Origin of the sequence: Nocardia sp. NPDC046763, assembly GCF_040645495.1 — a bacterium.
Classification (GTDB): Bacteria; Actinomycetota; Actinomycetes; order Mycobacteriales; family Mycobacteriaceae; genus Nocardia.
The window spans coordinates 1-10095 of record NZ_JBEYYI010000027.1; the positions used below are offsets into that span (position 1 = coordinate 1).

11 protein-coding genes and 1 tRNA gene are annotated in these 10095 nt (G+C 64.7%); 9 read left to right on the plus strand and 3 right to left on the minus strand.

All coding sequences use genetic code 11. The annotated features are described in order from the left end of the window. Positions 1 to 393 precede the first annotated feature (393 nt). Entirely contained in the window at positions 394 to 2025 is a 1632-nt protein-coding gene (locus tag ABZ909_RS33185; RefSeq protein WP_357007641.1) for an MFS transporter, read from the plus strand. A gap of 54 nt (positions 2026 to 2079) precedes the next feature. After that, a complete protein-coding gene (locus ABZ909_RS33190; RefSeq protein ID WP_357007644.1) occupies positions 2080 to 2760 on the plus strand; it encodes a hypothetical protein in 681 nt (226 codons plus the stop codon). Between the two features lie 216 nt (positions 2761 to 2976). Here the strand turns inward: ABZ909_RS33190 and ABZ909_RS33195 are convergent, their stop codons facing one another. Beyond that, a complete protein-coding gene (locus ABZ909_RS33195; RefSeq protein ID WP_357007647.1) occupies positions 2977 to 3201 on the minus strand; it encodes a hypothetical protein in 225 nt (74 codons plus the stop codon). A gap of 369 nt (positions 3202 to 3570) precedes the next feature. Here ABZ909_RS33195 and ABZ909_RS33200 point away from each other — a divergent pair, with 369 nt between their 5' ends. Then, positions 3571 to 4812, plus strand: a complete 1242-nt coding sequence (locus ABZ909_RS33200) for a cytochrome P450 (RefSeq protein WP_357007650.1) — start codon at positions 3571 to 3573, stop codon at positions 4810 to 4812. A gap of 72 nt (positions 4813 to 4884) precedes the next feature. On the opposite strand, the gene ABZ909_RS33205 is transcribed toward ABZ909_RS33200, so the two are convergent. Next, entirely contained in the window at positions 4885 to 5187 is a 303-nt protein-coding gene (locus tag ABZ909_RS33205) for a hypothetical protein (protein WP_357007653.1), read from the minus strand. A gap of 309 nt (positions 5188 to 5496) precedes the next feature. Here ABZ909_RS33205 and ABZ909_RS33210 point away from each other — a divergent pair. Both ABZ909_RS33210 and ABZ909_RS33215 read left to right on the plus strand, forming a co-directional pair. After that, positions 5497 to 5568: transfer RNA gene (locus ABZ909_RS33210), tRNA-Val, on the plus strand. Positions 5569 to 5628: 60 nt separating this feature from the next. Further along, on the plus strand, positions 5629 to 5778 hold the full coding sequence (locus tag ABZ909_RS33215; RefSeq protein ID WP_357007946.1) for a DUF1259 domain-containing protein: 150 nt from the start codon (positions 5629 to 5631) through the stop codon (positions 5776 to 5778). A gap of 27 nt (positions 5779 to 5805) precedes the next feature. Here ABZ909_RS33215 and ABZ909_RS33220 read toward each other — a convergent pair whose 3' ends face one another. Beyond that, positions 5806 to 6504, minus strand: coding sequence for a response regulator transcription factor (locus tag ABZ909_RS33220; RefSeq protein WP_357007655.1), 699 nt, complete (start codon positions 6502 to 6504; stop codon positions 5806 to 5808). Positions 6505 to 6723: 219 nt separating this feature from the next. Here ABZ909_RS33220 and ABZ909_RS33225 point away from each other — a divergent pair, with 219 nt between their 5' ends. The 4 genes from ABZ909_RS33225 (at position 6724) to ABZ909_RS33240 (ending at position 9571) form a co-directional block, all read left to right on the plus strand. Beyond that, complete coding sequence (locus ABZ909_RS33225; protein ID WP_357007658.1) at positions 6724 to 8391, plus strand: cytochrome bc complex cytochrome b subunit; 1668 nt, start codon at positions 6724 to 6726, stop codon at positions 8389 to 8391. Then, a complete protein-coding gene (locus ABZ909_RS33230) occupies positions 8388 to 8663 on the plus strand; it encodes a hypothetical protein (protein WP_357007661.1) in 276 nt (91 codons plus the stop codon). The genes ABZ909_RS33225 and ABZ909_RS33230 overlap by 4 nt, the downstream gene beginning before the upstream one ends. Before the next feature lie 228 nt (positions 8664 to 8891). Then, the gene (locus tag ABZ909_RS33235) at positions 8892 to 9167 is read left to right on the plus strand and encodes a helix-turn-helix transcriptional regulator (protein WP_357007664.1); all 276 of its coding nucleotides are present in this window, start codon (positions 8892 to 8894) and stop codon (positions 9165 to 9167) included. Further along, positions 9164 to 9571 carry a hypothetical protein gene (locus ABZ909_RS33240; RefSeq protein WP_357007666.1) on the plus strand — a complete coding sequence of 136 codons (408 nt, stop codon included), beginning with the start codon at positions 9164 to 9166 and terminating at the stop codon, positions 9569 to 9571. The genes ABZ909_RS33235 and ABZ909_RS33240 overlap by 4 nt, the downstream gene beginning before the upstream one ends. Positions 9572 to 10095: the final 524 nt, after the last annotated feature.

Below are 10095 nucleotides of genomic sequence, written 5' to 3' on the forward strand. Positions count from 1 at the left end.
CCCGCAACGTGCTGCCGGAGCTGACCTCGGTCCGCACCGTCCTGTCCAACCTGGACAACGACATCATGGAGCTGGACGAAGCGGCCTTCTGACGCTGCAGCACAAGGGGTTTCGCCCCAGCACAATTCAATATGCAAGGGCCCGGGATACGTATCCCGGGCCCTTGCTGGTTGATGGAGATAGTGGCGCTGGCCGGATCGCGTGGGCAGCCACGCGCCTCGTCTCGTGTGTCCTTCGAAATGCCCTGAGTGACAGTCGATATAGCTCGAAGTCGACGTTTTCAAGAGCTCAACTTGAACGTCCCGATCAACGAGACTTGGGTCATAGCAACCACTTTCGAATGTGGCAGATTTCACCCAATCCCCTTTTCATGAATTCTCAGGGAGGACATTGATGTCTGTCACATCCGACGCGCCGGCGTCCGATGAGAGTCGTGGTGTTCCGGGCGGACCCGGGGATACCGGTCGACTATCCGAAACCTCCCGCGCCCGTGTTTTCGCGGTACTCACCGTCATCGTGTTGTTCACCGAAGTCACTCCGATGCAATACACGATCGTGGCGGCAGCTCTACAGAAGATCGCTCCGAGCTTCCCCGGCGTCGGTGCCGATATCAATTGGTCGATCATCATCTTCGGACTCGTCGGCGCCGTCGCCTCGCCTGTCATCGGCAAGATGAGCGATGTCTGGGGCAAGAAGCGCATGTTCCTGATCTGCGGATGGCTATTCGTGATCGGCTGCCTGCTGTGCGCGGTCACCAGCAATTGGGTGGTCTTCCTGATCGGACGCGGCCTGCAGGCCACCGCCGTCGCGACCACGATCATCGCCTATGGATTGATCCGCGACCTGTTGCCCCGCAAGTACATTCCACTGGGTCTGGGGATCACGGCCACCGGCATCGGCTTCGCGGCGGTGGGCGGTCCACTGGTCGGCGGATTTCTCGTCGACAGCTTCAGTTGGCGTGCTGTGTTCTGGTGCTTGGGCGGCTTCAGCCTGCTGATGATGCCCGTGGTGGTGGCCGTCGTCCCCGAATCGGCGCTGCGGGTGCGCGATCACATCGATATGGTCGGCGCCGCACTGCTTTCCATCGGTTCGTGCCTGGTACTCATCTATCTCAACAAGGGACAGGACTGGGGCTGGGGCAGAGCGGCGACGCTGGCCTGGCTGATCGGCGGAATCGTGCTGCTGGCGCTGTTCTTCCTGGTCGAGATGCGGTCGGCCCGGCCCATCATGGATATGACGTTGCTGTTCCAGCCCCGGGTGAGTCTGGTGCTGCTGGCCGGCTTGCTCGCCTCGTTCTACAACGGCGTGCACTCGTTCGCCATCGCCTACATGGCGCAGTCACCAAGCGCGGCAACAGTGTCCACGGGTATCCAGCACGCCACGCTCGCGCGAATTCGGCAGTCCGGCGGGCCGGTTCTCTCGCCAGATGCGGTCGCGGTGTCCCTGAATCCGGCCTACACCTACGGAGACGGGTTCACTCTGCTGCAGTTCGCGACGCACGTCCAATTGATCCAGGCCGTGTTGTCGATGGTCTTCGGTGCTGCCGCCGGAGCGTTGGCCCGCAGGCTGGGGGCCCGGCTGCCTCTCGTCTGCGCCCTGGCGCTCTTCACTGCCTCCGCAGCGTGTTTCGCGCTTCTCTCCCACTCGTGGGTGACATTCTTCTGGCTGAACATCGCCTTCGGCATCGGTTTCGGTCTCTATCACGCTTCCATGCCGATTCTGATGGTCGAAGGTGTTCCCCAGGAACAGCAGGGCATCAGCCTGGGCATGCTCGGCATCATGCAGAGCATGGGCATGGCCGTCGGCGTCGCGGTCGTGACCGCCTTTCTCCGTGCCCATCCCGTCACCGCCGAAGTCACCGTCGACGGACATTCGCCCACCACCAAACTCCTGGCCGGAGTATTCAGTGATTCGGGTTACGAACTGGGCTTTTGGTTTTCAGCGGTCACTGCCCTGATCGCGTTGGCGATCGCCCTGATCATGCGGCACGGCCGCACTCCCGCGACCGGCGGCGCGGCGCACTGAGCCGTTTCCGTCGATCGATCTGTCCCCTTTCGGAAAGAAGATGAGGAATATCCAATGAAGATCAAACTGATTGCCGTTGCCGCCCTGGCCGCCGGCGCCCTGACCGTGTCTGCGGGCGCCAGCTCGGCCGAGCCTGCGAATCCGACTGCCGCCACGGCGACGACCGGTGTGAACTACCACGCCACGAATACCGGCGCGGCAGCGGTCATCACGATCGATGCGGGAAGCATGGTAGTCGAGGACAACACCTTCAAGATCAAGGCCGACGACGGCACTGTCCTGGCGGGAGTCCCGCTGTCGGTGCGCATCGACGATATCGATTACCCCGTCGAGGCGAATATCGCCGGCGGCACCGCGACCCTGACTCCCGTAGCTCTGCCTTACCAGGACGAAGCGCCGTGGCGTACCCGCTACGAGCGCGAACAGGCCGCATTCTCCCGTGCCGCACTGCAAATCACCAGCGCCGCGGCGGCCGGAGCTGCCCTCGGCACTGCGATCGGAGGGGCGGCCGGCTGCATAGCGGGCGCGTTCGCCGGTGCGGTCGTCACCGGAATCCTGGCGACTCTCTTCGGCGCAGGCCCGCTGGCGGGTTGTCTGGCGGGCATCCCGATCGGCGTCGGTGTCGGCGCCTTCGGTGGTGCGATCCTGCTCACCGCCCCGGTCGCCATCGCGTCGGTGATCCAGTACTTCACCACCATCAACGAGCCGTTCACCCCGAACGTCTCCGGCAAATAACCGAATTGACGGGACTCGGTTGCCACGGAACCGAGTCCCGTTCGGGCCGAACGGGACTGGCAGGCCCCGCCACCGGGCTCGACGGGATCGGCGACAGCGCGGTCCTGTCCGATGGCGACAAAATCCGTATCGGCACAAGTGATTTCGTCTTCGAGCTGGTGGAATAGCCGGTCCATCGGAGATTTCCGATGGACCGGCCATCGTCATGCGGAAGGGCTAGTGGTGCTGCAACTTCCGCTTCATCTCTTTGGTCCGGTCATCGATGTCCGACTTTGCCTGCTGGCCTTCTCGCCTCATGCCTTCGCCCACCCGGTCCATACCACGCCTGGCGTCGTCGGCCAGCCGGTCCGCGTCGCGTTCCATGCGCTGGCTCTGATCCTTCATGCCCTGCTTGGCCTTGCCCGCCATCTGGCTGGGTTTTCGGCCCTTGCGATCAGACATCTCAAACCTCCGCATTGGTAGGTTCCGTCCGAACTACGAGATCGGACGCGGGATGACACCGCGTCCTCCGAATCTCCGTGCGCTGTGCAGCTCCCTTCGCCGCTTCGGCGACGATCACTGACAACCGGATATCGACAGCAACTGTCGAGACAACAATTGCGCCTCGTAAAGCCTGCGACTCCGGATCACCCTTGTCAATGATTTCGTCGAACCCGGCCGGATTCCCCCCGGTCACTCGCGCCGCGTAGAAAAGAACGCGATGGGCACACGGGGGAGCGCTCGCGTCGGTATGGTGACACCTCGGTCCGGGTCCGGGATATGCGGTGTCGGGCGTCGGTGGAGTGCTGCGCAGCATGTGGAGTGGGTTCGATGTCAGAGTCAGTGCCGGCCGGTGGCGGCCGGTATGCCGGGGCGTTCGATGCCGCCGGTGCGCGGGTGCCCATCTATACGCCGGAGTTCGCGGCCGATCCGCACCGGGTCTATCGGGAGATGCGGGACAGGTTCGGGGCGTTGGCTCCGGTGGAGTTGGCGCCGGGCGTGCCCGCAACACTGGTACTCGGATATCGCACGGCGGTAAGGATTCTCAACGATCCGGACCGTTTTCCCGCCGATCCGCGGGAGTGGCAGGCAGGGGTTCCCGCCGACTGTCCGGTCCTGCCGATGATGCAGTGGCGGCCGAATGCCTTGCGTAGTGCGGGAATCGAGCACGCGCGGTACCGGCGGGCCAATACTGCCGGGCTGGCCGGAGTCGATCAGTACGGTCTGCAGGGCACGGTGGGCCGGGTCGCGGTGTCGCTGATCAATGCGTTCTGCGCGTCCGGGTCGGCAGATCTGGTGCGCGACTACGCTTTTCCGCTGGCCTTCCGGGTGCTCAACCACCTGCTCGGCTGTCCGGTGGACATTGCGGGGCAGGCGGCGGAGGGGTTCCGCGCCATCTTCGAGGGCATCGGCGCGGAACAGGGCAACAAGCTGCTCGCGGACGCTCTGCTGCGGCTGACCCTGCACAAACGAGCGCACCCGGGCGACGACGTCACCACCCGCATGCTCCGCCATCCCGCCGAGCTCGGCGATACCGAAATGGCGCACCAGCTGGCCACACTCTACGGCGCGGGTATCGAGCCGCAGCAGAATCTGATCGCCAATACGCTGCTGCTGCTCCTGGTGGACGAGCGGTTCCGCGGCAGCGCTCTGGGTGGCAGTCTGTCCACCCGGGACGCGCTCGACGAAGTGCTCTTCGACGATCCCCCGATGGCGAACTTCTGCATCAGCTTCCCACCCCTGCCTGTTCTCATCGACGACTACTGGCTGCCCGCACATCAGCCGGTCGTGATCAGCATGGCCGCCTGCAATACCGATCCGGCCATCCGCGACAAGGAGCTGGCCGGCAACCGTTCGCATCTCGCCTGGGGTGCGGGCCCGCACTCCTGTCCCGCCAATTCGCTGGCCTATCTGATCGCCCAGGAGGCCGTCGACCAGCTGCTCGACGCCCTCCCGGAAATCCAGCTGGCGGTCCCGGCCCCCGAATTGTCTTGGCGGCCAGGACCATTCCATCGCGCCCTGACCGCCCTCCCGGTCGTCTTCACGCCCTCGCCGCCGCTGCCCGAGCGGTGAGGGTCATTGGGACCGAGGCCTGGCCAGGTGTGATGCACTGGCCAGGCCGTCGCGTCGGCGGGGTGGCAGTCCTCAGTTGATGGAGAAGCTGCCCGCCATCGGGGGCGTGCCGTTCGCTCCGGCGGCCACGGTGCCGATGGGGTCGCCCGAGCAGTCGGTGCTGGCGTAGAAGGTGGCGTCCTGGTCGGTCGAGTTCGTCACGGTGGTCGTGTCCAGGTCGGTGAGCTTGATCCGGACGCAACCGGACGGGTCGACGAGAACCCTGCCGTTCGAGACCAGGGTGCCGGTCGACGCGCCCGCTGTCGCGGGCACGAGCACCGCCACCATCCCGGCCACTGCGGCAGCGCCGAGTACTCCAGCAATACGCAACTTCATAGGTTCCTCCGTCGTGAATCCGCACCCGATCGCTCGGGCACCCTAATCCTGGCAAACTACCGCCGCCCGGGCACCGTGTCGTATCGGGAAAAATACGGCCGTGTTTCGGCGTGCGTCCGTCCTGCCGCTGAAATCGCCCGCACCGACGCGGAATTCGACGCGCTGACCGACGCCGGCCGAGCTGCCTACCGTGCGTGGCAGTGAGCGACGGTGCACCCGATTTGGCATGCCGGTGGGTGGACGCGCTAATGTTCTCTCAGCCGGAGCGGGGAGTCCCCGGGCCGGACAGTCGCCTCGGCGACGAGCTACGGTTCTATAGCTCAGCGGGAGAGCACTCGCTTCACACGCGAGGGGTCGCTGGTTCGATCCCAGCTAGAACCACCTTGGAGAAGCCGCAGGTCAGCGACCTGCGGCTTCTTTGGCTCCCGGCAACGGGTATCGATTCGACTTCAGGGTGCCGGCAAGGCCGCTGTCAATGGCGACTTCGCCCCGACCGCAACCGAAATCGACAAGGTCATCGACGCGCTGCGCACGGGCGGCATCGACGTGGGTGCACAACCATATGCTCTCCGACGACTCGCACTACGGTGAGTTCGATGTGGAAAGGCCAGCGGCGAATCATGCTGTCGGGCTTTCTATCCGGCCACCGTCGCTACGCAGGCGATAGCCCGCGCCGCGCACGGTCTCCAGAGATGTCACGCCGAACGGGCGGTCGATCTTGTCGCGCAGTCCGCGGATGTGGACGTCCACGACATTGGAGCGTGATTCGTACGCGAAATCCCAGCAGTGCTCGGTGAGCAGTTCCCGGGTCAGCACCGCGCCGGGCTGCCGCGCGAACATCTCCAACATGGCGTATTCCTTCGCTGTGAGGACGATTTCGTCGTCACCGCGCCAGCACCGCCGTGCCGCGGTATCGATGGCCAGATCACCCACGCGCAGCACCGTCGGCCGCGGGATGGGTCCGCGGCGGATCAGGGCCCGCAGCCGGGCGGACAGCTCGTCGAGATGAAACGGCTTGGTGAGGAAGTCGTCGGCACCATCGTCGAGCCCCGTGACCCGGTCGCGCACCGCGCCGTGCGCGGTCAGCATCAGCACCGGCACCCAAACGCCCTCGTTCCGCAATCGCCGGCACACTTCGAACCCGGAGAATCCGGGCAGCATCACGTCGAGCACGATCGCGTCGTAGGCGCGGCTGGCGGCCGCACCGTAGCCATCGGGTCCGTCCGCCGCGACGTCGACGGCGTACCCCTCCTCGATCAGGCTCCGGCGCAGCAGCCGTGCCATCTTCTGTTCGTCCTCGACCACCAGCACACGCATATGGATCAGCCTCCCGCCCACATTCTCGGCATCGGCAACGCCGGGCAACCCTGACGTGAGAGTCCATCCCGTTCATGCCTACACCTACGCCGGGCCTCCGGAACGCAGCGAGTTGATCTTCATGAATGCTTCATCTTCGCGGCGTAGACCAAAATCGACAAGGCGTGATGTCCCGCTCTGCCGGGCAGACGCGACCCGGCATGCCCAAGGAGACCGGTCATGGCACGGATCCGACGCAACACATCCGCCCTCGCCGTCCAGGCCAACGCGGCCGACGAGCGCTATCGGGCCGCTGCGTTCATCAAACGGTCGATCAACAAGGTCTTCCCCACGCACTGGTCGTTCCTGCTCGGAGAGATCGTGCTCTACAGCTTCATCATCCTGGTGCTGACAGGCGTGTATCTGACGCTGTACTTCGATCCGTCGATGACCGATGTGGTCTACAACGGGCCGTATCAGCCGCTGCGCGGAGTGACGATGTCACGGGCCTACGAATCCACCCTGAACATCTCCTTCGAAGTCCGCGGCGGCCTGTTCATCCGTCAGGTCCACCACTGGGCCGCACTGCTCTTCGTCGCCTCGATGATCGTCCACCTGTTCCGGGTCTTCTTCACCGGCGGGTTCCGCAAACCACGCGAAGCCAACTGGGTCATCGGCTCCATCCTGCTGATCCTGGCCATGTTCGAGGGCTTCTTCGGCTATTCACTGCCCGATGATCTGCTCTCGGGCACCGGGCTGCGGCTAGCCTTCGGCGGCATCACGATGGGCCTGCCCATCATCGGCACCTGGATGCACTGGCTACTCTTCGGCGGCGACTTCCCCGGCAACATCATCGTGCCCCGCATGTTCATCACCCACGTGCTCCTGATCCCCGGCATCATGCTCGCCCTGATCGCCGCCCACATCGCCCTGGTCTGGTACCAGAAGCACACGCAATACCCCGGTCCGGCGCGGACGGAACGCAACGTGATCGGCACTCGGATCGTGCCGGTCTTCTCCCTGGACCAGGGCGCGTTCTTCGCGTTCACCCTGGCCGCGGTGTCGCTCATGGGCGGCCTACTGCAGATCAATCCGATCTGGAACCTCGGCCCCTACAACCCCTCCCAGGTGTCGGCGGGATCGCAACCGGACTTCTACATGATGTGGACCGAGGGCCTGGCCCGCACCATGCCGCCGTGGGAGCTGTATCTGGGCCGCTACACCATCCCCGCCGCATTCTGGGTCGCCCTGATCATGGGCCTGATCTTCGCGGTGCTGATCGTCTACCCCTGGATCGAGAAACGCCTCACCGGCGACACCGCCCGCCACAACCTGCTGCAACGACCCCGGGATGTGCCGGTGCGCACCGGCATCGGCGCCATGTCGATCACTGCTTACGTGATCCTGACCTTGATGGGCGGCAACGACATCATCGCCTACGCGTTCCACATCTCCCTCAACGCGACCACGTGGGCGGGACGCATCGGCATCCTGCTCCTGCCGCCGCTGGCCTACTTCATCGCCTACCGGATCTGCGTCGGATTGCAGCGAGCCGACCGGACCGTACTCGAGCACGGCATCGAAACCGGCGTCATCCGGCGCCTGCCCCACGGCGAATACATCGAGCTGCACCAATCGCTCGGCCCCGTCGACGACCACGGCCACCCGGTCCCGCTGGACTATCAGGGCGCACCCGTGCCCAAGAAGATGAACCGACTCGGGATCGCCGGCAGGCCCGGCAGCGGCAGCTTCTTCCGCGCCGACCCACCCGACCAAGTCGCAGCCCTCCGCCGCGCCGACCACGCCGCCGAATCAGCCCAACTGACCGTCCTACGGACCTACCAGCAGCGCATCACCGGGCGCGAACAGTCCTCCGACGTGACACCGGATGGCCGTGAACACACATGAAATTCCCGCACCGGCGCACCGAAACGCTGCTCACCCGACCGCAACCAGACGCCTACGGTCTACTCGTCGCCGCGGCAACCGTCTTCGACGACCACGCCGCCCGCGCCACACGAAACCTGTTGCACGCCCACGACGTACGAACCACCACCGCGACCGATCCCGCCCATCGGCCTCTTCGATGGCACCACCATCGACTGCACCGCCTACACATCCTGGTGTTCCCCGAGGACGTCCTGCGTGCCTACGAAGTCCTCAGCCGCCACACCAACTGACCACGAGCCAACAAGAAGTGCTCTCAGTTGAGCTGGAAGCGCTGCGCGATTGCCGGACCGGCGCAACAAGGTTCGGCCGGTGGGCGCCCACGGGTGAGGGCGGGTACCTGCCCACCTCACCCACTTTCAAGAGCAGGGTTGGTTGCGACGCAAAGTCTATCTAGATAGAGTTAGTGCATGGTTGTTCGTCGTCCCTCGACGCAAACGAGACTTGTTTTGGACGCCTTGATGATTCCCGGTGATGAGTGGCGACACGGCTACGACCTGGCGCGGTCGAGCGGGCTCGCGGCAGGCACGTTGTACCCGATCCTCGGTCGGCTCACCGATCGCGGAATCCTCGAAAGCCGATGGGAAGAGGATCCGCCGGTCGGCAGGCCGCGGCGGCATCTGTACCGGCTCACGCCGGATGGTCGGGCATTCGCCGAGCAGGTGGCCGTTGCCGCGCAATCGACGCGACCGCGCCCTACGATCAGCTCGCCGCGACTGGCGGGCGGTCTGGCATGAATTACCCCGACCGGCCCACTCGCGCACTGTCGTTCGGCGTGCGGCTATTGCCGTCCGGGCGTCGCGACCTGGGAGCGGCCATGCTCGCCGAGGCCGCATCGATCACTGCCGGTCCCCTCCGCCGCCGCTGGTTGCTCGGCGTGGGTTGGTTCATCGCGAAAGAAGGCATCATGACCTGGCTCAAACTCATCTCCATCGCGGGCAGCGCGCTGTTCATCCTGTGGATCCTCTACAACGGCATGGATTCCGGATGGACCGGTACCGGACCCGAGATTGTCTCCTATGTCGCCATCATGGTCCTGTTGGCATTGAACATTGTGCTGATGAGCCGCGGCCTGCTGGCCCAACGACACGGCACCGGAGGTAGCGGTGGTTCCGACCGACCCGTGATCGATCAGTACTGAGGAACCGGTCCCGCTTCCGAGACTTCTTTTTCCTGACTCTGCTGTAAACGACCCGATCATGTTGAGGTCCGAGGAAATCCACATCAGTATGTGCTGGAGATCGGCTGAATACCGTTCTATCACAACGCGATAGAACGGTATCGCGACCAATATCCGAGCCTAAATCCTGCGCGAAGTCGCCAGATTTCATCGGAACATCAAGTGAGGCTTGACACCCGAGGGCGCCGGGCAATCAGCAGTCGCCGTGACGGGACCCCAATGATTCGGTCCAGGATAGAAATCCTGGGGTCAGGTCAGCAGCGTTGGAGCGGTCGGCTTTGGCGCCTCGGTAAGGGGGGTGCCTGGGGGATGCTGTGCGCTCGAATAATGCGCGAGGCGGGACTCGAACCCCTCTGCGTGGCATCCGTGCCGGCCCGCCCGTGAAACCCGGGGCTTGTCCGGGAACAGCCGCGATGGTGTCGTGGTCTTGCGCGGGAGGACGGGTTGACGTCCTCGCCGCGAGAGGACGGTGAGAGGGAGTGTTG